Here is a 25,596-nt window from a genome sequence, read left to right as displayed (position 1 = left end):
AGGACCTCCGGCTCGGTGGGCGGGCGCAGGCCCGTGGGCTGTTCGCTGATGGTCACTTGGCTCGGTTCCCTTCAGGGCGCTCGGGGTGGTGGGGATGGTCGAGGTCGTCGGCGGTCCAGGCCACCACGTACTGCCGGGGCGGCAGGTCGGGTGGGCTGCCGAGGCGGGCGCAGCGCACCCGGTGGGTGCGGGGGCCGTCGGGCCCGTCGGCGACGACGAGCAGCGCGGACGGTTCCGCGGCGACCACCGTGAAGTCGCGCGGTCGGCCGCCGAGTCCGGTCCGCTCGGCCTTGGCGGCGGCCTCCTTCGCGGCCCAGAACCGGGTGAACCACAGGGCCTCGGTCTCGCCGTCGCCGGCCCGGCAGGCGTCCAGCAGCTCCAGCTCCGCCCGGCCGAGCGCGACCCGGAGGGTTTCGGCCGGGCGCGGAGCGACTTCCTCGACGTCGATGCCGATGCCGGGTGCGCCGGCGGGCCGGGCCGGTCTGGCGACGGCCACCGCGATCTCCGGGCGGTGGGCCAGCGAGACCTCCAGCTCGGGCAGTCGCAGGCCGTGCAGGCCGCGGACCAGGGGCCGGCCGGACGGGTCGTTGAGCACCTCGATCTCGGCGGGGAACGGCCGGCGCCCGTCCTCGGCCCACAGCAGGCGTCGGATCGCGTCCTTCGCCGCGATCCGGCCCAGCAGCCAGGCCCGGCGCGTCCGGGGAGGCTGCTGCTCGTAGCGGGCGCGCTCGGCGGAGCCCAGGTGGTTGCGCATGACCAGGTCGCGGGAGGCGAGGTCCGGCCAGCGCTCGTGCAGCAGCACCCAGCCGCCGGGTTGCGGCCGGGAGAGCGTCGCGCGCTCGACGAAGCGTTCGGTCGCCCTGGTGTCGGGGTGGCTGTCGAAGCGCCGGTCCTGCCAGCCCTGCACCTGTGCCCAGACCCGGCCGCCGGACTGCAGTTGCACCTCGGCTTCGAGGGTGTCGTCGGTCAGGGCGGTGATCCGGATGTGGCAGGGGAGCCGGGTGCCGGGCTCGGGCGGCGGCCCGTAGAAGCACAGTCGGCGGATGCCGACCGGGAAGACCACGGAACGGTCGGTGCGGGTGGCCATGATCCAGTAGCCGAGCAGCTGGCCGACGTTGTCGAGCAGCGCGCCCGGGGCGGCCGGTACCGTGATCACGCCACGGACGTGGTTCTCGCCGATCGCGGTCAGTTCGGTCACGCCCTGGAAGGCCGGGCCGTGGAACATCCAGCGCTCCTGGTAGAGCCCGGCGGCGGTGAGGTCCGGGGTTCGTTCGGCGGTGGGTCGCACCGGCCAGGGTGCGGGCGGCCGATCGTACCGATGCGCCAGTTCGACCGTTCCGCCGGCGAAGCCGCCGAAGGAGGCGGCGAGGCGGCCCGGCCCGGCGTCCTTGAGGGTGATCTCCACGTCCAGCGGCGTGGCGGCCGGTACCCACTGCTCGAACCGCAGGTCGGACAGCGCGGCGGTGACCCGCTCCGGGTCGGCCCGCTCGGCGGCGTCCATCAGGTGCTGGATGATCGTGGTGGCGGGGACCACCGGCCAGCGGTCCGACACCTCGGGCCAGCCCGGCCGTTGGCGGAAGAAGCAGTGGTCCAGCAAGTAGGGCATGGTGTCCACGGAGATCCGCAGCCTGTCGGCCCGGGGCGGTTCGGCCCGAGGCGGTACGGCCCGGGGTGTCGCGAGTGCCGGGGCGGGGCCGAACCGCCGCCGCGCGCCGATCAGTTCGGCCGCCGTCCGCTCGGTCTCCCGTAGCAGCGCGCCGAGTTCGGCCGCCACCGGGAAGCGGGCCGCGAGCGCGGCCAGTTCGCCGACCGGTGGCGTGGACACCGTCCCCGTGGCGGAACCCAGTTCGGATCGCAGGGCGGTGAGCGCGGTCGGGTCCAGCGAGACCAGCGCGCTGTCGAGGCCGACCGGTACGGCCGGGTGCGGGCGCTGCTCGGGGGCGGTGGGCAGCAGGGCGGCGGCGTCCGGCGAGGCGCCGTTCGCCCAGAGCGCCGCGGCGACCCGGCGCAGTTGCGCCAGCCCGTCCCGGTGCGGGGAGTTGGCGGCGACGACCAGGTGTTCGCGCTCGCCCAGGATATCGCCCACCAGTGAGCCCAGCTGCCCGGTGCCGACCTGGACGAAGGCTCGGAACCCGGCCTCGTACATCGCCTCGACCAGCGGCCGGAACCGGACCGGCTCCAGCAGGTGACGCAGGAACAGCGCACGCACCTCGGCCTCGCCGGCCGGGAAGGGCGCCGCGGTCGTCCCCGACCACACCGGCACGGTGGGCCGGTGGAGTTCGAAGCGCTCGGCGGCCTCCCGGATCGGCGCCAGGTACGGCCCCAGCATCGGGGTGTGGAAGCCCGACCGGAACGGCAGTACCTGGCCGAGGACGCCGCGGGCGCGGAAGTGCCGGACCAGCTCGGCGACCGGCTGCTCCGGGCCGCAGACGATCGCCTGCTGGGGCGCGTTGTCGTGCGAGAGCACCACCTCGGCCAGGCCCTCCACCGTCGCCAGCGCGTCGAGCACCTCGGCCGCCGAGGTGCCGAGGGTGGCGAAGGCGAGGCCGGGAACGTGCAGTGAGGCGGGGTCGAAGGTGCTCAGGAAGGAGTCCACCGCGGCGCCGGAGTGCAGCCCGGCGCAGATCATCGCCGTCCACTCGCCGACGCTGTGCCCGGCGACGCCGTCCGGCCGTATGCCGATCCGGCGCAGCGCGGCGTCCAGCAGCCGGCCGACACCGACCACGCCGGCGCCGTGCCGGGCGACGTCGCCCACCTGTGCGGTGTCGGCGCCGAGCGGGCGGGGCAGGCCGAAATGGTCGGCCACCTCCGTCACCCGGGGGACGAACTCGCCCTCCAGTCCGGGGAAGAGGAACGCCACCCGCCCGGTCGCGTGCTCCCCGAGCAGGGGGCGCGGTGCGAACCAGACGTCGTTGCGCCCGCGCCAGGCCCGGCCGCGGCTCACCGCCCGCCGGGCCAGCGCCAGCCGCTTGGCGGTCGGGTCGACGATCGCCACCCGGCAGCGCGGCGCGGGTCCGCCCCGCTCGGGCAGGCCGGCGGCCAGGACGGCGGAGTCCCCGGCCGCCAGCAGCCGCGCCAGCTGCTCCGGCCCGTCGGCGGCCAGCCGCAGCACCCGCTCGGGCTCGGCAACGACAGTCGGCCGCACGGGCGCGATCGCGGGCGAGGAGCCTGCACCGGGGGCCTGCTCCAGCACCACGTGGGCGTTGACACCGCCGAAGCCGAAGGCGTTCACCGCCGCGCGCCGCGGGCCCGGACCGGGCTCCCAGGGCCGGGCCGCGTCGATGGTGCGAAAGCGGGTCGCGGCCAGGGCCGGGTGCGGGTCGTCGCAGTGCAGCGTGGGCAGCAGCAGCCCGTGGTGCACCGCGAGCGCCGCCTTGACCAGGCCCGCGATGCCGGCGGCCGGCATGGTGTGGCCGATCATCGACTTGACCGAGCCGAGCACCGAGCGCTCCGAACCCTCCGCCGCCCGGCCGAACACTTCGGCCAGCGTGGTGAGTTCGGCGGCGTCGCCGGCCGGGGTCGCGGTGCCGTGTGCCTCCAGCAGGCCGAGTGCGCCGGGCGCGGCCGGGTCGAGCCCGGCCGCCCGCCAGGCCGCCCGCACCGCCCGGCTCTGCCCACCGGGGTCGGGGTTGGCGAGCCCGGCCGTCCGGCCGTCGCCGGCCACCCCGGTACCCCGGATCACCGCGTAGACGCGGTCCCCGTCGCGCTCGGCGTCGGCGAGCCGCTTGAGCACCACCACGCCGGTGCCCTCGCCGATCAGGATGCCGTCGGCCTGCCGGTGGAACGGGCGGATCCGCTGGCTCGGCGAGAGCGCCCGCAGCTGGGCGAACACGCTCCACAGCGTGACGTCGTGGCAGTGGTGCACCCCGCCCGCGAGGACCGCGTCGCAGCGTCCGGTCGCCAGCTCGCCCACCGCCTGGTCCACCGCGACGAGCGACGACGCGCAGGCCGCGTCCACGGTGTAGGCGGGGCCGCGCAGGTCGAGCCGGTTGGCCAGCCGGGAGGCGGTCAGGTTCGGCACCAGGCCGATCGCCGACTCCGGCCGGTCCGGCCCCAGCTGCTGAGCGAACGCCGCGCGCACGCGGTCGAGTTGACTGTCGGTCAGGTGCGGCAGCAGCTCGCCGAGGGTGCGGACCAGCTGGTGCGCGCTGCGCACGCGCTGGTCGAGTCGGACCAGGCCCGGTGTCAGGTACCCGCCGCGGCCCAGCACCACCCCGACCCGGTCGCGGTCCGGCAGACGGTCGGCTCCGCCGGCGTCCGCGATGGCCGCCGCGGCGACCTGGAGCGCGATCAGCTGGTCGGGCTCGGTGCCGGCGAGCGAGTTCGGCATCAGGCCGAACCGGGTCGGCTGCACCTCGGCCAGCCCGTCGACGAAGCCGCCGCGGCGGCAGTACAGCCGGTCCGGCGCGGCCGGCCCGAAGGCGGCCTTCGGGTCGTAGTACTCCGCGTCCCAACGACCCTCGGGGACGTCCGTGATCGCGTCGACGCCGTCGACCAGGTTCCGCCAGTAGGCCGCCAGGTCGGGCGCGCCGGGCAGCAGTACGGCCATGCCCACCACCGCCACCGGGGGCAGCTGGGTTCCGGTCAGGGACACCGCGCCGTCACCAGCCCGACGCGGTGTAGACCACGGACGGCACCGACTCCTCGCCCCAGGCCAGCTCGCGCAGTAGTGCCAGCGTGCCCGCGTCCGGATCGATCAGCCGTACGCCCCGCCGCCGGTAGTCCCGGGCCAGCTCCTCGGTGACCATGCCGCCGTGTGCTCCGGACGGCGCCCACGGGCCCCAGTGGACGGTCAGCGCCCGGCCGCCGGTCCGCAGCGTCCAGCGGGCGCCCAGCTCCTCCAGCGCGTCGTTCGCCGCGGCGTAGTCGGCCTGGCCGCGGTTGCCCAGCGCGGCCGCGACGCTGCCGAACAGCACGGTGAACCGCGGCCTGTCCGGGAGTTCGGCCAGCGCGTCGAGCAGGGCGGCGGCGCCGTGCGCCTTGGTGGCGAAGACCCGCCGGAACGAATCCGGGTCCTTCTCCGCCAGCACCTTGTCCTCGATCACGCCCGCGGCATAGACCACGCCGTCCAGCCGGCCGTACTCGGCGTGCACTTCCTTGACGGCCTGGCGGAGGGCGGCCGGATCGGCGGCGTTCACCGTCCGGTAGCGGGCCGGCGAGCCCAGCGCGGACAGCTCGTCGAGCGTCGCCGCGACCTCGCGTCCGGCCAGCAGGCGGGACGCCGCGGCGTCGACCTGCGGCAACGGGACGCCCTGCCGGGCGAGTGCGGCCCGTAGCGCGGAGCGGTCGCGGGCGGCGGCCGTCGCCGGGTCCTCGGGGCCCTCCGGGGCGGCGGTCCGGCCCAGCAGCTCCAGACGGCAGTGGCCGGCCGCGGCGAGCGTCGCCGCGAACCGCGCGGTGATCCCGCGCGCGCCGCCGACCAGCAGCACCACGGCGTCGCGGTCCAGCCCCAGCGCGGCGGTCTCCGCGACGCCGTCGCCGGCCGGGCCGGCACCCGTGCGGCCCAGCACGCCGAGGCCCTCCTCGGCGAGCGCCAGCCCCTGGCGGCCGGCCGGGCCGCGCAGCACCACCGGCTCCCGGTCGTCGGCCAGCAGCTCGGCGACCAGCGCGTCCGCCGCCTCGGCCGGCTCGACTTCGACCAGCCGGACCGTGCTGTCCGGGTACTCGCGCGCCAGCGTGCGGAACAGCCCGCGCAGCCCGTCCGCCCGGCCGCCGGCGGACGGCGTCGCGGGGCGGGCGGCGAGTAGGTGGCGCGGTGCCAGGGCCAGCGCGGCCTGCAGGGCGGGGACACAGCCGGGCAGCACCGGCGCGCCGCGCTCGGCGAGCGGGTCGAGGAGTAGCACGCCGTCCAACGGGCCGTCTGCGGGGGACAGTTCGTGTGCCGCATCGAACGGCAGGGCGGCTGCGCCGGCCGCGCCGAGCCGGGCGGCGAGCGCGGCGGCGAGGTCGTGGCCGTCGTCGCCCAGCAGGGCGAAGCGGCGGCCCGCGAGCGTGTCCGGCGATCCGGTGGGGTCGGGCAGCGGAACGGCGGCGAACCGCAGGCGGACCGGCTCGTGGCCGGCCACGACGGCGGCGGGTTCAGGGGCGGCGGCGGGCTCCGGGTTCGGTTGGGTGGCGGGGGTGGTGTGGGTGGTGAGCCAGGTGGTGATGGCCGTGACGGTGCGGGCGCGGGAGAGTTCTTCGATCTGTCGGTCGTCGAGGGTGGTGAGGTCGGTGCCGGTGGTGGTGAGGCGGCGGGCGAGTTGGCCGATGATCTCGGTGCGCTTGATGGAGTCGATGCTGAGGTCGGCTTCGAGGTCGAGGTGGGGTTCGATCATGTCGGCCGGGTAGCCGGTGCGTTCGCTGATGATCTCGACCACGACGTGCAGCAGGTCCACCGGTTCGGACGCCGCGAGCACCGTAGGCTCGGCGGCCGCGGCCGGCAGCGCCGGGGCCACCGGGGTGACCGCGGGAGCGACGGGGGCCGGCCGGGCCGGCGCCGCGGCCGCGCCGCCGAAGTACGTCATCAGCACGTCCCGTTGGGCCGCGATCAGTTCCCGGCTGGTGCGCAGGTAGTCCGCCACCAGCGCGTCACCCGCGCCTTCGTACCCGCCGTTCTCCTGCGGTGCCTGCGCGGTCATCAGAGCCTCCGGTACGGGTCGGGCCGGTGCCAGCGCACCGGGCAGCAGGTCTCCGGCGGCCGTCCGCACCAAGTGCCCGTCCACCGTCCAGCCGGGCCGGCGCGTGGTGCGCACCCGGCCCGGGTCCACCGCGTCCCGGCCGCGCAGCAGCGGCCCGGTACGCACCGGCACTCCCGCGACCGCCAGTTCGGCCAGCGCGTCGAGGAAGCCCGGCAGCCCGCGGCGACGTCCCTCGACAGCCACCACGCGGTGCGGCCGCTCGCCGAGGACGGCCGACACCAGACCGGTCAGCACCGCCCCCGGGCCGGCCTCGACGAAGACGCGCGCACCGGTTCGGTACATCGCCTCGATCTGCTCGACGAAACGCACCGGTGCGCCGATCTGCGCCGCGAGTTCGGCCCGCACCCCGGCCGGGTCCGCCGGGTAGGCGGCCGCCGTCCGGTTCGACCAGACCGGGAACTCCGGCGCGCGCACCGTCCGGGAGGCCAGCGACGCCGCGAAGCGCTCGCCCGCGCCGTCGACCAGCGGGCTGTGGAAGGCACACGCGACGGGCAGCCGCTTGACCCCGAACCCGGCCGCCCGCAGCAGTTCGCCGGCCGCCGCGACCGCCTCCGTCCCACCGGAGATCACCGTCTGCCGTGGCGAGTTGTGGTTCGCGATCACCACGCTGCCGGCCGCGCCGGACGCCGTGAGGGCTCGCCCGACCTCCTCCGACCCGGCTGCCACGGCGGCCATCGCGCCCGGATCCGCGCCCTCGCCGACCGCGTCCACGATCGCCCGGGCCCGCTCCGCGCTGAGCGACGCCAGGTCCTCCGCGCCGAGCGCCCCGGCCGCGCACAGCGCGACCAACTCGCCGTAGCTGTGGCCCCCTGCCAGGTCCGGGCGCACCCCGGCCAGCGCCAGCAGCTCGTACGCCGCGAGACCGGTCACGCCGAGCACCGGCTGCGCCACCCGGGTGTCGGTCACCGCCGCGCGCTGCGCCGCACGGTCCTCCGGGGTGAAAGCCGCCGGCGGGTACAGCACCTCGGCGAACTCCCGGCCGAGCCGTAGCTGACGCTGCAACACCGGGAAGGCCGTGAAGAGCTCCGCGAACATCCCCGGGCGCTGGCTGCCCTGCCCCGGGAACAGGAACGCCACCTGCCCGGCCTCGCCGCCCAGCGGCCCGGCCAGGTGCAGCCCGTCCGCCGGAGCGTGTTCCCCGGCCCGCGCGCGGTGCAGCAGCCCGGTCAACTCGGCCACGTCCGAGGCCACCACGGCGATCTGCACCGGCCCGCGCCCCGCCTCCGCCCGGCGGGACGCCGCCAGGGCCAGGTCCCGCAGCCGCCACGGCTCGCCGTCCGCCGCCAGTTGCAGCAGTGCCCCGACCCCGTGCAGCGCTGCGGCCCGGTCCGTGCCGCGGAACAGGAACAGCTCGGCCGGCCACTGCGGCAGGCCGTGCACCGGCGGGGGGCTGTCGTAACCGCGCAGCACCGCGTGGAAGTTGGTGCCGCCGAAGCCGAACGCGCTGACTCCGGCGACCCGTTCGGTCGGCGGAACCGCCCACGGCTGCGCCTCGGCGTGGAAGACGAACGGGCTCTCCGACTCCCGCCAGGCCGGGTTCGGCCGCTCCAGGTGCAGGGTCGGCGGCTTGACGCCGGTGTACAGGGCCAGCGACGCCTTGATCAGACCGGCCAGGCCCGCGGCACACTTGGTGTGCCCGATCTGCGACTTGACCGACCCGAGCGCGCAACTGCCCGGCGCCGCCCCGGCCTCCATGAAGACCTCGCTCAGCGTGGCCAGTTCGGCCCGGTCGCCGACCACCGTCCCGGTGCCGTGCGCCTCCACCAGCCCCACCTCGGCCGGCCCGATCCCGGCACCGCGGTACGCGCGCTCCAGTGCCGCCCGCTGCCCCTCGGGGCGCGGGGCCGTCAGGCCCAGCGAACGGCCGTCGCTCGCGCTGCCGACGCCCTGGACCACCGCGTACACCCGGTCGCCGTCCCGCTCCGCGTCGGCCAGGCGCTTGAGCACCAGGCAGCCCACGCCCTCGCCCAGCGCGATGCCGTCCGCCGAGGCGTCGAACGGGCGGGAGCGGCCGGTCGGCGAGAGCGCGTGCACCGAGGCGAACAGCAGGTAGTCGTTGATCCCGTTGTGCAGGTCCGCGCCGCCGCACAGCGCCAGGTCGCTGGTGCCCGCGACCAGCTCCTTGCAGGCCACGTCCAGCGCCGCCAGCGAGGACGCACAGGCCGCGTCCACCGTGAAGTTGGCGCCGCCCAGGTCCAGCCGGTTGGCGATCCGGCCCGAGATGACGTTGGCCAGCATGCCCGGGAAGGAGTCCTCCGTGAGCTTGGGCAGCTGGGCCGCGAGCGGCTCCGGCACCCGGCCCAGGTACGCCGGCAGGACCGACGCCAGCACCCCGGCGTTCGACAGGTCGCTGCCCGCCTCCGCGCCGAACACCACCGTGGTCCGGGAGCGGTCGAAGCTCCGCCCGCCCTCCGCTCCGCCGCCGTCGTAGCCGGCGTCCACCAGCGCCCGGCGCGCGGCCTCCAGCGCCAGCAGCTGGACCGGCTCGATGCTGGCCAGGGCGGTCGGCGGGATGCCGTAGCTCAGCGGGTCGAACGGGATCGGCGGCAGGAAGCCACCCCACCTGGACGGCGTGCTGCCGGGCTCGCCGTCCGGCGAGTAGTACAGCGCCGGGTCCCAGCGCTCGGCGGGCACCTCGGTGACCGCGTCGACCCCGCCCACCACGTTGGCCCAGAAGGCCGGTAGGTCCGGCGCGTTCGGGAACATGCCCGCCATGCCGATCACCGCGATCTCCAGCGGCGCGGCCACCGGGTCGGCCTGCGCGGCCGGCTCCAGCTCCAGCTGCTGGACCAACTGCGCGGCCCGGGTGGCCAGGAACTCGGCCGCGCCGGTGCTGACCGCCGTGTGCAGCTCGGCCAGCGTGGTGGCGGCCGAACGCAGCACCGCGACCTGGCCGGCCATGAACATCCCGCGGGCCAGCTGCTCCTGTTCGTCGACGCCGGTCAGCGAACCCGCCACCCGGTCCAGACCCTTGCTGGCGACCCGCAGCCGGCCCACGTTCAACTGCTCCAGCCGCTCCCAGACTTCGCGGTCCGGCACGCCGTCCGCCCGAAGCCGCTCGCGGGTCCGCCGGAACTCCGCGGTGAACGGGCTCGGTACGCAGCGGGTGGCGTGGCCCGGCGCCGTCTGCAGAAGCTCCGTCCCGCGCGCGGCCAGCACCTGCCGCTGGAACTGCGGCCGGACGGCGCCCAGGGCGACCGCCTCCTCGGTGAACAGGTACGCCGTGCCCATCAGCAGGCCCGCCGCCACGCCTCGGCCCGCCAGCGGTGCGGCGAGCGCCGCGACCATCGCCGCCGACCGTTCGTCGTGCACGCCTCCCGCGAGCAGCACCTCGACTCGGGTGACCGCGTCCGCGGCGTCCAGGAAGTCCGAGAGCACGGCCAACTGGGCCTCCCAGAGCGGGAAGCTGTGCTGAGGCCCGACATGCCCGCCGCACTCCGAGCCCTCGAAGACGAACCGGCGCGCCCCGTCCTCCAGGAACTGCCGCAGCAGGCCGGGGGAGGGGACGTGCAGGAATGTCCGGATCCCGGCCTGCTCCAACGTCCGTGCCTGCGACGGGCGTCCGCCCGCGATCACCGCGTGGGTGGGGCGCGCGGCCAGGACTTCGTCCAGCTGGGCGCCGCGCACCTCCTCCGGGGCGAAGCCCAACACGCCGACGCCCCAGGCGAGTCCGCCGGCCGCCGCGCTCGTGCGGGCGAGCAGATCGCGGGTCTGGTCACGGTCCGCCAGCGCCAGTGCGACGAATGGCAGCGCACCGGCGACGGCCACCGCCGCGGCGAAGGCCGGCTGGTCGCTGACCCTGGTCATCGGCCCCTGCGCCACCGGCAGTGCGCTGCCCAGCACGTCACACATCCGCGCGTCCGGCCCGAGCAGCGCGGTGGCCGCGCCCGGCGCCGACGCGGCCCGCAACCCGTCGAGCACCGCGTCCCGGACGGCCCGGACCGCTCGGCCGGCGGTCCTCCAGCGGTCGGCGAATCTCTGGGCCAGGAAACCGTCCTGACCCAGCGGCAGATCCATGACGGTTCCGTCCGGCCGGGCGCGCCGAAGCGAGCGGCGGCCGTCCACCAGCACGGTCTCGGAGCCGTCCAGGCCGCGCAGGGCGGCGGCGGCCTCGTCCGGCGGGGCCGACTCGGACAGCAGGGCCAGCTGGCTGTCCAGCACCACCCCGGCCGCACCGCCCGCCACGGCCGCCGCCGCGGTGTGCGGCCCGATCCCGCCGCACGCCCATACCGGCGCGGCGATCTCCGGTGCCGCCAGGAGCTGCTGCAGCAGCACGAAGGTGCTCAGCTCCCCGACCCGCCCGCCGCACTCGCTGCCGCGTGCGACCAGGCCGTGCGCGCCGGCCCGCAGCGCCGCCAACGCCTCGGCCAGATCCGTCACTTCGGCGAGTACCCGGTACTCGCCGGCCAGCCCCGCCACGTCCCAGCCCGGGGTCGGCGCCGCCAGCACCACGGTGTGCGGGCCGGCGCCGCCCGGGGAGCGCAGCTCATCGGGGGTCAGGCCGCAGTCGGGCTCGACCCGCACCCCGAACCGGCCGGGGGCACGTTCGTACAGCCGGGCGAGCTCCTCGCGCGCCCGGCGGTCGCCGGTGCCGAGGTCGAGCACGCCGAGCGCGCCCGCCCGGCACACGGCCTCCGCCAGGCCGGCGTCAGGTCCGTGGAACGGGGTGATTCCGATGACGAGGTCGGCCAGTGGGGGATTGGGCCTCATGGGCACTCCGGTGTGAGTCACGGTGCAGTCGGGGGCAGGTGCGACTCCTGGCGCAGTGGGCTACGCGCCTCGCGAAGGGGGGTGCGAGGCATCGTTGCGCGATCCGCTGGCCGGTTGAAGAATGACCCTACCGATTGGTAGGCCCGGCAAGGTTAAGCCAAAGTTGCATGCGCATGTCAATATCTCGCGCATGGCTGACCCACTTTTCCGACGATCACTCAACTCTCGTATACGGCAGACGACTTGCGTCGCTCCCCGGGTGATCGGGCGCTGCCGCGTGGCGGTAGTGGCGCGGCCCCGGGGTGCGGACCCGGCCCGGTGCCGCGCCCTGGCCGTCCTTGCTGCCCACCAGTACGCCGCCGGCGTGGGAGGTGATCGTATGGACCTGCTCCGGTACGGGGGTGGGCCAGGCGGTTCCCGACCATGGAGTTCATCGGCTGCGGGGGCTTCGCGGTCACCGCAGCGAGCGGATCGCCGGACTGGTGGCGACCAGGCCGGCACAGACCAGGACGGCGCCGCCGCAGAGTAGGAACAGCGTCGTCGTGCCGTACGGGAGCAGGGCGCCGGCCAGCACGTAGGAGAACGGTTCGAACGCCACGGTGGCCAGCACGACGAGGCTGAGCACCCGTCCGAGCAGGTGCTCGGGCACGCGCTCCTGCAGGGTGGCCACGACGACCACGCCGAGGAACCCGGAGCCGAGGCCGACGAGGGAGACGACCGCCGTCGCGGCGGCGACGTCGCCGGCGGCGGAGAGCCCGACCATGCCCGCGCCGATCGCCGCGACACCGGCGACCACGGCCCGGCCGCGCCGCGCCGGCGGCCGCCACCCGACCACCAGGGAACCGGCCACCGAGCCGGCACCGAAGCCGGAGAGTACGACGCCCAGGGCGCCCGCGCCGCCGAGGCGTTGGTCGGCGAGCACCGCGCCGCCCACGAGCACGGGCCCCACCACCGCGATGTTGATCAGGGCGATGGCGGCCAGCAGCCCGCGCACCAGTGGGTCCCGCCAGGCGTACCCCAGACCCGCGTGCAGGGCGCGGGCGCTGCTGAACGCCTCACCGTCGACGGCGCCCGGCACCGAACCTCCGCGCGGTACCGCCCGGACAAGCGTGCCGAGGGCGACGGCGGCCAGCGCGGCCATCGCCACGATCCCGCCGAGCGTCGCGGTGAAGCCGACCGCGGCGACGCACCCGGCGGCCACCGCCGGGCCGACCAGATCGCCCGTGGACTCCGCGCCCTGCACCAGCCCGTTGACCCGGGCCAGCTTCTCGGCCGGCACGAGGGCGGGAAGCAGCGCCAGCGCTGCGGGGAAGTACGCGGCGTCGGCGGCGCCGAGCAGCCCGCCGAGCACCGCGACCGTCGGCACCGAGGGCGAGGCGCCGGCGACCGACGCGGCGAGGGCGAGCAGGACGGCGACCCGGAGCCAGGCGGCGCCGGCCACCACCCGGGCGGGACCGAGGCGGTCGACCAGGACGCCCCCGGGCGGCAGGAGCAGCACGCGCGGCAGTGCGACGGCCACGAGCACGAGCCCGGTGGCGAAGCCGGGTTCCGACCGTTCCAGCACGTAGAGCGTGAGCCAGACGATGAACAGCGCGTCGACCACGGCCGCCAGCGCCTGGCCCACGATCAGGCGGCGCAGGTGCGCAGCGCCGAGCGGTTCGCGAGGATGACCGCGTGGCTCACCGATCAGCACCGTGAACACCTCCGCTCTCAGGTTCGGACCGGGCGCGCCGGCTGTGGCTAGGCGATGTGGGTGCCCCCGTCGACCGTCAGGGTGGCGCCGGTGATGTAGGACGCGGCGTCGGAGACGAGGAAGACCAGGGCCGCGGCCAGTTCCTCCGGCCGCCCGATCCGGCCCGAGAGCACCCGCGGCATCATCGCCTCCAGGTAGCCCTCGGCGTAGCCGTCGGTCATCGCGGAGGGGAAGAGGCCCGGCGCGAGGGCGTTCACGCGGATGCCCCGGCCGGGGGTCCACTGCTGGGCGAGGTCGCGGGTGAGCCCGAGCAGCCCGGCCTTCGACGCCGAGTAGGCGGCCTGTGGCAGGCCGCCGGTGACCAGCGCGAGGATGCTCGACACGTTGACGATGGCACCGCCGGGCGGCATCACCCGGCTCGCGGCCTGGGCCATCCAGTAACAGCCGTGCAGATTGGTGTCGATGACCTCGCGGAACTGCTCCGGCGTCTCCTCCGTCGCGGGCTGTTCCCGGCTGATCCCGGCGTTGTTGACCAGGATGTCCACCCGCCCGAACGCGCGCACGGCCGCGTCGACCAGTGCGCAGCAGTCCGCCGGCTCGGCGACGTCGGTGCGCACGGCGACGGCCCGGCGGCCGAGCTGCTCGACGGCCGTGCGCACGGCTTCCAGCCGGTCGGCGCGCCGCGCCCCGAGCACCACGTCGGCGCCGGCCTCGGCCAGCGCGGTGGCGAAGGCGACACCCAGCCCGGAGGAGGCGCCGGTGACCACGGCGACGCGACCGTCCAGCCGGAAGCGGTCGAGGACGCTCACGGCCGCCCGGCCTACGGTCGCCGCTGGTCGGCGAGGTAGTCGACCATGTCGCCGACGGTCCGCAGCTCCGCGGTCCGGTCGTCGGGGATCGTCAGCTCGAACCTGTCCTCGACGGCCACGGTGATCTCCACCATCGCCAGGGAGTCGACGTCGAGGTCGTCGGTGAACGACGTCTCGGCGCTCACCTCGGCGGGGGCGACGCCGAGGACCTCCTCGACGATCGCGACGACGGTGTTGAGGATGTCGGTGGTGTCCACCAGGGGTTCCTCCCTCTTGGGACGGGGCCGGGGCGAGCCGGCCACCGGGTGTGCTCTGCAGGTCGGTTGGCGGGTGTCGGTGGGGACGTCAGAGCCCGAGGCGCCGCCGGTAGGTGAGGAGGGTGCGCAGGAAGCCGTCCAGCTGCTCCTCGGTGTGGCCCGCGTGCGGGAACAGTCGCAGCAGGGCCTGGTTGCGGGAGACGGCCGGGTAGGAGAAGACCGGGACGAGGTAGCCGTCCTCGACGAACCACTCCCGCATCTGCAGGGCGGCGGCGTCGTTGCCGACCGGCACCGAGAGCATGTACGACTCGGTCGGCGTCGTCGGCGTGCCGGCCTCGCGCATCTGCCGGCGCAGGCGGGCGGCGTGCGCCAGGTAGTCGTCGACGATCCCGGGGTTGTCGGCGAGGACGGCGATCGTGCGCTCGGCGGTGTAGGCGGTCGGCGGCTGGATGGCGGCGGTGAACATCGAGGTGCCGGAGAGCAGTTCGAAGGCGTCGATGGCCGCCGCCGGCCCGGCGATCGCGCCGCCCTCCAGGCCGACGGCCTTCGACAGGGACACCATGACGAAGTCGGCCCGCTCCCGGATCGCGGCCGCCTCCCGGGCGTAGGGACGGTTCTCCGGCCCGTAGACCATGAAGCCGTTCGCGTCGTCGATCATGCTGACGGCGCCGTGCCGGTCGCACTCGTCGAGGATCTCCACGATCGGCCCCATGGTGCCGTCGGCCGAGTAGATGCTCTCCGCGATCACCACGGTCTTACGGGCGCGGACCCGGTCCAGGATGCGGGCCAGGTCCCCGACGTCGTTGTGCCGGAACGCGTGGACGGTGCGGCCGAAGCCGAGCCCCTGGAGGCCCTTCCAGATGCTCCAGTGGACGTCACGGTCGACGACGAAGACGGTGTCGCGGTTGCGCACCTCGATCCCGGTGTCGAAGTGTGCGGAACTGCTCATCGCGTGGACGAACCCGATGTTGGCCAGCAGCCCGGTGGCGAAGCTGATGGCCCGTTCCTTGCCGGTGTGGCGGGCGATCGTCTCCTCCAGCACCTGGTGCGGGCGGCAGATCCCCTGGGTCATCCTGGACCCGCTGGTGCTCAGCCCGTGGGCGAGCGCCCCCTCCGCGAAGTGCCGCCGCACCGGGACGTGGCGGTCCAGGTCGAGGAAGCTGATGCTGGCGAAGTTCACCAGCTCGCGGCCGTTGCGGACGATGGTCGGCCCGACCGGGCCGTCCACCACCGGCGGGCGGTACGCCGTGTCGTGGGTGTTCGCCTCGACGAAGGCGTCGAAGGCCCACGGGGCCAGGCGGTCGGCGGAGGGCGCGGCGGCGCGGGGCCTGGTCATGGCGGGGTCTCTCCTCCACGGTGGGCGCGGGGTGGCAAGGGCTCCAGGGCTGTGGCGAGCCGCCCGAGCGAGGCCCGGCCGGCCAGCTCGTCCGAGGCGATCCCGGTGAAGCCGGACCGGTGGAGCAGCGCCAGCAGCCGGGGGACGCCGACCAGGGTCACTCCGTGGTCGGCGAGGCAGCGGTTCAGGTCCACGGCGTCGGGGCCGACCGAACTGCTCGGTGCGACGGTGGCCACGGCGGCGGCCAGGGCCCGTTCGGCGCCCGTCGCGGGCGGGCGCGCAGGGATCCGCGGCGTGCCCGTGTCGGTGGTGGCGGACCGGTCGGCCGTCGACAGCAGGTAGCGGCCCGGGGCGATCAGGCCGGGTACCTCGTCCAGGTGGTCCAGGACGTGGCGGTGCAGGTCGGCGGGGGTGACACCGCGGTCGGTGCGAGCGCGGGCGACGAGGTGCGGCTCGTCGCCGTCCCCGCCGGGCGCCACCGTCACGTCGAGCACGCCGGGATGGCCGCGCACCACCTCCTCGACCACGGCCGGGCGCACCCACCCCTGCGGGGCGCGCCACCAGCCGGCGGCCGCCGGTGCGGGCGGGCCCGCCGGGACCGGGCACTCGGCACCGTCTGCGACCGCGCGCAGGAGAGCGCACACCCGGACGGGCAGCGCGGCGGCCTGCCCGGCGTCCAGCAGGTGGTCCCCGACCATGACGTCGAGGGTGACGGCGCCCCCGTCGAGGGCGAGATCGACGTAGAGCGTGTCGCAGGGCTCGTCGGGCGCGCTGCTGATCCAGCCGTCTGACGGCGCGCTCAGCCCGGGGACCAGGTAGTCACGCGGCCACGAGTAGCAGTTGTACTCGATGGCGGGCACGGACACGACGCCGCGGCGACGGTCCAACCGCGCCTGGGCGGCGACCAGTTCGGCGGGGCGCCAGTGACCGTGCCGGTAGCCCGCGGCGGAGGCGGCGGCGACCGAGGCGATCACCGCACCGAACGCCGCGCCCGGGCGCAGGGCGATCTGCACCGGCACCGTCAGGGCCCGGACACCGACGCTGTGCCGATCGGCGGCCCGGACCCGGTTGGACACCACCACCGAGGCGAGGAACCGGTGTTCGCCGGTACGGGTGGCGACGTCGTGGGCCAGCGCGGCGAGCACGACGACCTCCGGGCTGGCCCGATGGCGCCGGGCGACGCGGACGAGGTCGTGGTACGCGGCCACCGAGCGGTGCTGGAGGCGGTGGCGCCCTGAACCGCGGCCGGCCCCGCCGAACGGCGCCAGCACGCCGGTCGGGTTGCGCGCGAGCCGCACGAGCCACTCGCGCTCCGCCGCGCGGGCCCGGTCCGGGGACTGGGCGGCGACCGTGTCGAGCGGGTGCACGCCGGTGTTCGCCGGTGCGCCGGTACCGCGCAGCCGCTCGTGCAGCTGGCCGAGCACCACCGCCAGCGCCCAACCGTCGATCAGCACGTGGTGGGCGGCCATCAGGACCGCGCGCGGCTTCCCCGCTTCGAGCAGCACCCTGGCGAACCAGGGTGGATTCCGCTCGGGATCGATCGGACGAGCGGCCAGCGCCGCGGTGGCGGCCGCCAGGGTGCCGGCGTCGACGACGGGGACGTCGAGCCGGTCGACCGGCAGTGGCGCCCAGTCCGCGCGGTGGACGTGCTGGACCGGACGGAGCGGGTCGACGGTGCTGCGCAGCGCCTCGTGGCGGGCGGTGAGGGAGGCGAGCGCCGCGTGGACGTCGGCGACGGTCGCCGGGGGCGGGACGTGGCAGTGGTCGGCGAGCGGTGTCGGGTTGACCCGACGCGACGGGGGGATGGTGCGTTCGAACCAGTGCCACTGCTGGACCCAGGTCAGCGGTCCGCTGCGGATGGCGGTGGCGGGGCGCGAACTCGGCTCCGGGACGTGGTTCACGGCCGCCGCCTCACACGGCTCGGACCACGAGGGCGGCATTGTGGCCGCCGAAGCCGAACGAGTTGCTGAGCGCGATCCGCATCCGCTCGTGGTGCTGCGCCCGGTGCGGGACGAAGTTGATGTCCGGGTCGATGGGGTCGTCGCAGTTGACGGTCGGCGGGACGTCGCCCGTGCGGAGGGCCTGGATCGACACCACGAGCTCGACCGCTCCGGCGGCGCCGATCATGTGCCCGGTCATCGACTTGGTGGAGCTGACCGGGATCCGGGTGACACGGTCGCCCAGCACCTTGCGCAGGACGGCCGCCTCGGTGGCGTCGTTCAGCAGCGTTCCGGTGCCGTGAGCGTTGACGTAGTCCACGTCCGCTCCCGTGATGCCCGCGTCGCGCAGCGCCGCCTCGACGGCGAGGCACGCGCCCCGGCCCGCGGGGTGCGGGGCGGTCCAGTGATGGGCGTCGGAACTCGCCCCGTAGCCCGCGAGTTCGGCCAGCGCCGTCGCTCCTCGCCGCTCGGCCACCTCGGCGGCCTCCAACACCACCACGGCGGCTCCCTCGCTCATCACGAACCCGTCCCGCCGCGCGTCGAACGGCCGGCACGCCGCGGCCGGTTCGTCGTTTCGCCTGGACAGCGCGCGGGCGTTGCCGCTGCCCGCGAGGTCGACGGTGGTGACGCAGGCGTCGGCGCCGCCGGCGAGGACGATGTCGGCCTCCCCGTGGCCGATCATGCGCATCCCCGCGCCGACCGCGTCCGCGCCGCTGGCGCACGCCGTGCTCTGTGCCCGGCTGGGCCCCTGGGTGCCGAGCCGCATGCTGATCTCGCAGGCGGCGCTGTCCATGGCGGTGGTGACCTGGGTGAACGGGCTGATGCCCCGCGGCCCCCGGTCGCGCAGCGTGTTCGCGGCGCGGTAGATCGAGCCGACCGGGCCGTAGCCGCTGCCGATGACCACGGCGACCCGCGGCGCCAGGCCGTCGTCGACGACGAGCCCGGCGTGCGCGCACGCCTCCAGCGCCGCGGCGAGGGCGTACTGCGCGTACGGGTCGGCGCGGCGGCTGACCGTCGGCGGCATGTAGCGGCCGGGCGCGAAGCCGCGGACCTGTCCGCCGATCCGGACGTCCAGACCGGGCACGGCGATCGCGTCCACGGTGGCGATGCCGCTGCGCCCGGCCAGCAGCGCCGTCCACGTCTCGTCGACGCTGTGGCCGAGCGGCGTCACCGCGCCGTACCCGGTGACCACCACCCGGCGCCGGGACGGGCTGCGCCCGACGCCGCTCCGCTCCTTCCTCACGTCCGTCACTGGGGAACCACCTCGGCGTCGCGGAGGGCCGGCAGGATGTCGTCGGGTGCGACCGGCACCATCAGCACGGCGGTGCCGCCCTGGGCGCAGAACTTTCGTGCGGCGTGGATCTCCCCGGTCAGCGCGGTCTTGTCGCGCAGCACCCGGTAGTGGAGGTCCGGCCCGTCCACGGCGGGCGGCGGCGCGCCGGGGCGGGTGAAGGGGTGGCGTTCGGCGTCGAGCCCGAGGCGGGAACGTTGGGCGTCCAGCCAGCCGTAGCCGCCGTTGCACAACACCACGTACAGCACGCCGCCGTGGGCCGCGGCGGTGACGGCGATGTCCGCGCGGGCCGCGAGGAACGCCCCGTCCCCGACGAACGCGGTGACCTCGTGGTCCGGGGCGGCCCGCTTGACCCCGATGGCCGCGGCCGCGCCGAAACCCAGCGGGGTCTGCTCGGACGGCACGACGGACCCGCCGCCGACGTGGAACGGGAAGCCGTAGGACCACATGTCCTGCAGCCCGTTCTCCTGCACCAGGACGCGGAGTTCGCCGGAGGTGGCGTCGAGTGCGGCGAGCAGCTCGGCGATCCGGATCCCCGGCAGCGCCGCCGCGCGGGCCAGTTCGGCCTCCACCGCCAGCGACATGGCCGTACGGGCGTCGGCGATCCGCTTCCCCCACTGCTCGGTGGCCCGGCCGTCCTCGTCCAGCGCCCGCGACCAGCCGAGCACGGCGTGCCGGGCGTCGCCGAGCACGCGCGGGCCGGCGAACTCGGCGGACAGCCCGGCCGGATCCACGTTGACCTGTACCACCGGGACCGGCGGCCAGGGTGTGCCGCCGTCGACGACCGTCTCCTCCAGGCGCCCGGCGAGGGACACCACCAGGTCGCAGGAGGACCACAACGCGCGGGCGGGAGCGGCGGCGTAGAGGCCGGCCAGGCCGCAGAACAGCGGGTGGTGCTCGTCGACGGCACCGCGGCCGGAGGCGGTGGTGAAGACTGCCGCGCCGAGGCGTTCGGCGAAGCGCTCGACCACGCCACCGCCGTTGCGGTGCCGCATCCCGCCGCCCACCAGCAGCACCGGACGCCGGCTCCGGCGGATCGCCGCCAGGGCCCGTCCCGGCGCCACGGGCACGGAGTCGGGGAGCAGCGGTTCGGGCAGCGTCGGCGGCGGCCCGGTGACGGTGATCTCCGCCGTGCGGACGTCGTCGGGGATCTCCAGGTAGACCGGCCCGGGCGGCGGGCCGACGGCTCGGGTCAGCGCCGTCACCGTCGCGGGGACGACCCGGTCCGGATGCCCGACCCGGTGGGCCCACCGCACGAGCGGTGCGGTGACGGCGACCTGGTCGAGTTCCTGGAAGCCGCCGCTGCCCCGGCGGCGTTCGGGCCCACCGGCGGCCAGCACGAGCACCGGCGCGCCGGACTCCCGCGCCTCCAGCAGGCCCGTGGCGGCGTGGGTGACGGCCGGGCCCTTGCCGAGTGCGCAGACGGCGGGCCGACCGGACTGCAGCGCGTAGCCGGTCGCCATGTACATCGCGTTGCGCTGATCACGGCAGGGGACGAGGTCGAGGCCGGCGGCGTCGAGGGCGCGGAGCAACTCCAGGTCGTCGCCGGGGAGTCCGAAGCAGGTGTCCACGCCGTTCGCCACCAGCAGGTCGACGATCGCGGACCACGCGTCGGGGTACCGCTCGCTCATCTTGCTCACCTCAGTCCCCGATCGCCGCGGCAGGGGCGGCAGTCGGCAGGTTCCGCGCCACGGCCTGCGACATGAGCAGTGGTTCGGCGTGCCGCTCGCCGCCGTAGGAGACGTAGTTCGCCCTGATCCCGAACCCGCCGAACGGGCGGTTGCCGTCCTCGGCGTCGAGCAGCGTGTGGTTGACGCAGATCCGGTGCCGCTTGGCCAGGACGTCCACCGTCTCCGGGTCGTTCCCGTAGAGCATCGCTCCCAGCGCGCGCTCGCTGAAGTAGGGGGTCTCCAGCCGTTCCCGCAGCAGCCGCGCGCTGGGGTAGGCCACGACGTTGAACACCGGGGCGAACATCTCGGCGAGCGGGATCTTGTCGTGGAAGCCCCACAGCAGCACGGTCGGCTCGATCCTGCGGGACGGCAGGTCGAGGCGCCCGCCGTGCCGAATGCGGTGGGTGTGCCGTACCAGGTAGTCCGAGCAGTTCACCAGCGCCGAGTCGGAGAAGATCGGGCCGTAGTCGGCGACGGGGTCGCCGTTCTGCCCGAAGCGCAGCGAGGTCAGCTTGGCGGACAGCAGGTCGACGAATTCCTCGGTGCGGCGCTTCGGCGTGAACACGACGTCGGGACCGAAGCAGTCCTGGCCCGAGTTGTAGAGCCGGATCCTCGTGAGGTCGTGCACGGCGCGGGTGAAGTCGGCGTCGGGTGCGATCACGAAGGGGTTGATGCCGTGGCCGAAGAACAGGAAGAGCTGGTCCTCTGCCAGCCCTTCGCGGATGGTCTCGGCATTGGCGTAGTCGCCGGTGAAGACGATCAGGTCCGCTTCGCGCACCGGTCCCGTCACGAATTTTCGCTGGCTCAGCTCGGAAAGGTCGATCGGCAGGCCGTGCACCGATGCCAGCAGATCGTGCAGGCGTTGCATCTGGCTTTTCGTCTCGGAGGACGGGCGAAAGGTGATTCTCTCGCTGTAAAGCGAGGCTATGAGCATGTAGAGCGCGTAGGAATAGAGCGGAATGTTGGAGGGCATGAAGACCGCGGTCCGGGGCACGTGGCAGGGCCGGACCCGGCGGATCTCCTCCTCCGCCCCGTCCAGGGTGGCGAGGAACGAACGGATCTCCGCCTCGGCGGTGTGGAGGGGCGAGGTCTCGGTGAGGATCCTCAGCACCTCGTCCTCGTGGTCGGCCACGTACCGGCGCACCGCGCGCAGCGCGCCGACCCGGTCGGCGAAGGGGGCGCGGTAGCCCGTCGCGTCGACGGTCGAGGCGGACGCGGTGACGTCGGGGGGCGTGCGGTTCGAGGCGGAGAGCGAGGTCATGGCGATGGTCTCCAGGGCGGCCCGGTCGGGCTTTCCGGTGTTCGTGAGGGGCAGCGAGGGCAGCACGAGGATGTGGTCGGGCTGCTCGTAGCGGGCGAGCGCGGGGCGCAACAGTCGTTTCCAGTACGCGGGTTCGTGCCCGTCCGGGTCCGCGATCACGAACACCAGGCGGCTGCCCAGGCGTGCGTCGGGGACGGCGACGACCTGCGTCTGTGCGCCGGCCTCCCCGGCCTGTTCGGCGAGCTGGTCGGGGTAGAGGGTGTGACCGTCGCGGTGCACGGCGTGCTTGCGCCCGATCGGGAAGACCCGGCCGGCGCCGTCGAGCAGGCCGATGTCGCCGGTGCGGTGCACGGGGCTCGACACCGGGACGATCTCGCCGTCCTCGCCGAGCCGGCCGGTCATCAACCCGTCGCTGCGGACCACGAGTTCGCCGACTCGGCCGGGGGGAAGCGGCCGGCCCCGGTCGTCGTGGACCTCGACGACCACCCCGGGCAGGGGCGTGCCGCAGCCGACCGGATCGCCGGGCGGTGCGAGCGCGATGTTCCCCACCTCGGTCGCCCCGTACCCGTCGAGCAGGTGCCGCCCGGTGCGGGCGTGGAACCGGGCGGCCAGCGCGCGCCCCAGCGGCGCGCCGCCCACGCACCAGGCCCGTACCGCCCCCAGCGCGTCCGCGAGGGCGGGGCGGCGGTCGAGCAGGTTGAGCAGGCTGTAGTAGGTCGACGGCGCCCCGTCGACGACGGAGAGGCCGTGCTCGACGCCGACCGCGAACGCCCGGTCCAGCCGCGTCGTCGGCCCGTGGACCACCAGCGTGCCGCCGCCCAGCCACCAGCAGAGCACCAGCGACAGGCCGTACTGGTGGGAGTACGGCAGGACGGGCAGGAAGACCTCGTCCGGTCGGTACCCCATGCGCTCCGCACTGAGCGCGAGGTTGTCCAGGATCGAACGGCCGGAGCGGACGATGCCTTTGGGGCTGCCCGTCGTGCCCGACGACCACGAGATCGCGGCGTCCCGGCGCCGGGCCCAGCGCGCGAGATCCGGCCCGGCCGTCGGGTCCGACCTGCCGAGCGGCGCCGCGGTGTCGCCCTCACCCTCGCCGACGTCGAGCACCACGCGCGCCTGGGCGCGGATCCGCGACCGCTGGGCCGGTGCGGCCCGGTGATCGGCCAGGACCACCGAGGCGTCGAGGTGGACGAGTGCGAGCAGAACGACGACCCATTCCAGGGAATTGGCCCCGCTCATCATCACCCGTGAGCCGGGTCCGACACCGCGGCGGGAAAGGGATTCGGTGGCACCGAATATCCGGGACACGATTTCGTCGGTCTCCCAGATGCGCCCCTCGGGCGAGATCAATCTCCTGGAAACGGGCACCGTGCACTCCTCAATACCAGGCGGTTCGAGGTGACTATCGCACACCCGGGGAACGGTGTCGAGGGGTGCGAGAAAATACCACTGCGTGTACGGGATAACTGTGTGCGAAGTGGCGGAAGGGAAATGTGAGGAGTGGGATTTCCTCAATAGAATTCATTTGATCCGATAATTGAATGGGTGGTTGCTCAGGTCTTCGGGGCGTCCGGCGCGAGGGTGCTGTCCGGCCGGCACGATCTTGGCTTGCTGTCGGCTTCGGGTGCGGGTGGTGAGGGCTGGTTGTCGGACGTCGTCGAGACTCGTGTCCACCATGGCGACCGCCCCTCGGTCCGTTCGCCGCAGGCGCGCGGCAAGACCTGAATGCTCACCGTCAGAAACGCGTGTGTGGTCGCCAGAGTAGCGGCGATAGTCGGTTTCATCCAGGTGTCGTGTGCATGCTCGACAGATGCGGGTCGGGTGCCAGCGGTCGGGTGACGGCCCGTCAGTCGGTGGCCGGGTGCGAGCCGGCGGGGTCGCTCGCCGACGGGATCTCGGCGCCAGGCAGCTGCCAATGGCGAGCCGCCTGCTGGGCCGCCCACATCCGGGCGTACCGGCCGCCGGGCTCGCCGAGCAGTTCGGCGTGGGTGCCGCGCTGGGTGACCTGGCCCGCGTCGACGACCACGATCTGGTCGGCGCCGACCACCGTGGACAGGCGGTGGGCGATGACCACCACGGTCCGGCCGGCCACCAGGCGCTCCACGGCCTGTTGGACCACCAGCTCCGACTCGCTGTCCAGCGCCGCCGTGGGTTCGTCGAGCAGGACCACGGGCGCGTCCTTGAGGATCGCCCGGGCGATCGAGATGCGCTGGCGCTCGCCGCCCGAGAGGGCCGAGCCGATCTCGCCGACCCGGGTCTCGTACCGCTGCGGCAGCCGGTCCACGAACTCGTGCACGTTGGCGGCGCGGGCCGCCGCCTCGATCTCCTCGTCGGTGGCGTCCGGCCGGGCCATCGCGATGTTGGCCCGGATGGTGTCGTCGAAGAGGTGCACGTCCTGGAAGACCACGGCGATGTGGCGCAGCAGTTCGTCCGGCTCCAGCGTGCGCAGGTCCACGCCGCCGAGGCGGACGGTGCCGTGCTGCGGGTCGGCGTAGCGGGCCATGAGCCGGGTGACGGTGGTCTTGCCCGAGCCGGACGGCCCGACCAGTGCGGTCAGGCTGTGCTCGGGCACGGTGAGGTCGAAGTCCCGCAGGGTGGGCCGGTCCTGCCCGTCGTATCCGAAGGTGACCTGCTCGAAGCGGAGTTCGAAGTCCTTGGGTTCGGCGCCGCCCGGGTCGACCGGCAGGGACGGCAGTTGGAGGACCTCGTCCACCCGGGCCAGTGCGGCTTCGGACATCTCGAACAGCTTGGTCATCACGGCCGCCATGCTCAGCGGCTCGGCGAACCGTGCGGCGGTCACCACGACGGCGACCAGCAGCCCCGGGGACAGACGGGCGTCGAGTACCAGCGCGGCGCCGACCGCGACCAGCGCCACCAGGGCCAGCCGGACCAGGAGTTGGGCGGCGGCCAGGGGCACGGCGGCCGAGCGGTTCGCGGCCGACTGGGTGTGGTGCTGGTGGGCGAGCACCTCCTTCAGCCGGGGCGAGCCGGCGCCGGACTGCCCGGTGGCCCGGAACACCGGCTGGCCCTGCACGTACTCGACGATCCGGCCGGCCGTGCGCGCGTCGGCCTCGTCCACCGCGTGGAAGCCGGCGTTGGACGAGCTCTGCACCCGGCGGACCAGCGGTAGCGCCGCGCCCACGGCCGCCGCGAGCACCAGCCCGAGCCGCCAGTCCAGCAGGGCGACCACCAGACCGAGGACCACCGGGACGGTCACCAGCTGGACGAACAGGGTGGACAGCGTGGAGACGGCGGTGGCCGCGGCGGTCGCGTTGGCGCCGACCACCGAGGTCAGGTCGCCGGCCGCCCGGCGGGCCAGCTCCTGCTGCGGGATCGCCCGAAGCCGCTCGCCCAGCCGCAGCCTGGTGGCCTCGGTGACCAGGTGCCAGTAACCGTACGTGAAGCCCAGCTCCCGGACCCGCAGGGCTCCTTCGAGCACCACCAGGCCGGCGAGCACCCCGGTCCAGAGCCAGGCCCGGCCGGTGTCCACCGGCTCATGGGTGAGCTCGGCGAGCAGCGGTACGAAGCTCGCGTACGCCGCCGTCTGGACCAGGCTCGCCGCGACCGAGATCCGCAGGGTGCGGCGGAACTGCGGCGCGTACGGGCCGGCCGCGGTGAGCATCAGACGCAGGATCCGCCTCATCGGACGGCCTCCTTTCCGGTGGTGCGGGGGCCGTTGGAGCCGTGGTCGCCGGCGGCGTGGCCGGACAGCCCCCAGCCGGCCGCCCGGTCGTGGCCGGCCCAGAGCCCGGCGTAGCGGCCGTCGGCCGCCAGCAGGTCGGCGTGCCGGCCGCGTTCGACGATCCGGCCGCGGTCCAGTACGGCGTCGGGTTCGCCGTTCGCCAAGCTTTGGCAATGATTTCCATCTCGGGCCCGGCAGGCCTGGTTATGAAAATCGTTTTTATCTAGGCTGAGTGGCGTCCACCGGCGCTGGACCCTGTCCACGGGG

13 protein-coding genes are annotated in these 25,596 nt (G+C 74.9%); 1 reads left to right on the top strand and 12 read right to left on the bottom strand.

The window, feature by feature from the left end:
- Window positions 1–52 precede the first annotated feature (52 nt).
- The 10 genes from ACPC54_RS25135 to ACPC54_RS25090 form a co-directional block, all read right to left on the bottom strand.
- A complete protein-coding gene (locus ACPC54_RS25135) occupies window positions 53–4,594 on the bottom strand; it encodes a beta-ketoacyl synthase N-terminal-like domain-containing protein (protein WP_498967864.1) in 4,542 nt (1,513 codons plus the stop codon).
- Between the two features lie 7 nt (window positions 4,595–4,601).
- The gene (locus ACPC54_RS25130; RefSeq protein ID WP_498967862.1) at window positions 4,602–11,390 is read right to left on the bottom strand and encodes an SDR family NAD(P)-dependent oxidoreductase; all 6,789 of its coding nucleotides are present in this window, start codon (window positions 11,388–11,390) and stop codon (window positions 4,602–4,604) included.
- A gap of 454 nt (window positions 11,391–11,844) precedes the next feature.
- Window positions 11,845–13,083, bottom strand: coding sequence for an MFS transporter (locus ACPC54_RS25125; protein ID WP_498967860.1), 1,239 nt, complete (start codon window positions 13,081–13,083; stop codon window positions 11,845–11,847).
- A 47-nt stretch (window positions 13,084–13,130) separates the two neighbouring features.
- Entirely contained in the window at window positions 13,131–13,892 is a 762-nt protein-coding gene (locus ACPC54_RS25120) for an SDR family NAD(P)-dependent oxidoreductase (RefSeq protein ID WP_498967859.1), read from the bottom strand.
- Between the two features lie 11 nt (window positions 13,893–13,903).
- Window positions 13,904–14,152, bottom strand: a complete 249-nt coding sequence (locus ACPC54_RS25115) for an acyl carrier protein (protein WP_498967982.1) — start codon at window positions 14,150–14,152, stop codon at window positions 13,904–13,906.
- A gap of 85 nt (window positions 14,153–14,237) precedes the next feature.
- Entirely contained in the window at window positions 14,238–15,485 is a 1,248-nt protein-coding gene (locus ACPC54_RS25110; protein ID WP_188306964.1) for an aminotransferase class I/II-fold pyridoxal phosphate-dependent enzyme, read from the bottom strand.
- Window positions 15,482–17,386, bottom strand: a complete 1,905-nt coding sequence (locus ACPC54_RS25105; protein ID WP_498967856.1) for a condensation domain-containing protein — start codon at window positions 17,384–17,386, stop codon at window positions 15,482–15,484. Before ACPC54_RS25105 ends, ACPC54_RS25110 begins: the two co-directional genes overlap by 4 nt.
- 10 nt (window positions 17,387–17,396) lie before the next feature.
- Window positions 17,397–18,677 (bottom strand): beta-ketoacyl-ACP synthase II, encoded by a 1,281-nt coding sequence (gene fabF / locus ACPC54_RS25100; protein ID WP_498967855.1) that lies wholly within the window; start codon window positions 18,675–18,677, stop codon window positions 17,397–17,399.
- Window positions 18,674–20,347 (bottom strand): thiamine pyrophosphate-binding protein, encoded by a 1,674-nt coding sequence (locus ACPC54_RS25095; RefSeq protein WP_498967853.1) that lies wholly within the window; start codon window positions 20,345–20,347, stop codon window positions 18,674–18,676. The genes fabF and ACPC54_RS25095 overlap by 4 nt, the downstream gene beginning before the upstream one ends.
- Window positions 20,348–20,357: 10 nt before the next feature.
- Complete coding sequence (locus ACPC54_RS25090; RefSeq protein WP_498967981.1) at window positions 20,358–22,955, bottom strand: aldehyde dehydrogenase family protein; 2,598 nt, start codon at window positions 22,953–22,955, stop codon at window positions 20,358–20,360.
- 237 nt (window positions 22,956–23,192) lie between these two features.
- Here ACPC54_RS25090 and ACPC54_RS25085 point away from each other — a divergent pair, with 237 nt between their 5' ends.
- A complete protein-coding gene (locus ACPC54_RS25085) occupies window positions 23,193–23,372 on the top strand; it encodes a hypothetical protein (protein ID WP_498967852.1) in 180 nt (59 codons plus the stop codon).
- Window positions 23,373–23,493: 121 nt separating this feature from the next.
- Here ACPC54_RS25085 and ACPC54_RS25080 read toward each other — a convergent pair whose 3' ends face one another.
- Window positions 23,494–25,290: an ABC transporter ATP-binding protein gene (locus ACPC54_RS25080; protein WP_498967851.1), complete on the bottom strand. Its 1,797-nt coding sequence runs from the start codon at window positions 25,288–25,290 to the stop codon at window positions 23,494–23,496.
- On the bottom strand, window positions 25,287–25,493 hold the full coding sequence (locus tag ACPC54_RS25075; protein ID WP_498967849.1) for an ABC transporter ATPase/permease: 207 nt from the start codon (window positions 25,491–25,493) through the stop codon (window positions 25,287–25,289). Before ACPC54_RS25075 ends, ACPC54_RS25080 begins: the two co-directional genes overlap by 4 nt.
- Window positions 25,494–25,596 lie beyond the last annotated feature (103 nt).

The sequence above is a fragment of the Kitasatospora sp. NPDC094028 genome (assembly GCF_049543595.1).
In the GTDB taxonomy this organism is placed as follows: Bacteria; Actinomycetota; Actinomycetes; order Streptomycetales; family Streptomycetaceae; genus Kitasatospora.
This window is presented reverse-complemented; position numbering and strand designations above follow the sequence as displayed.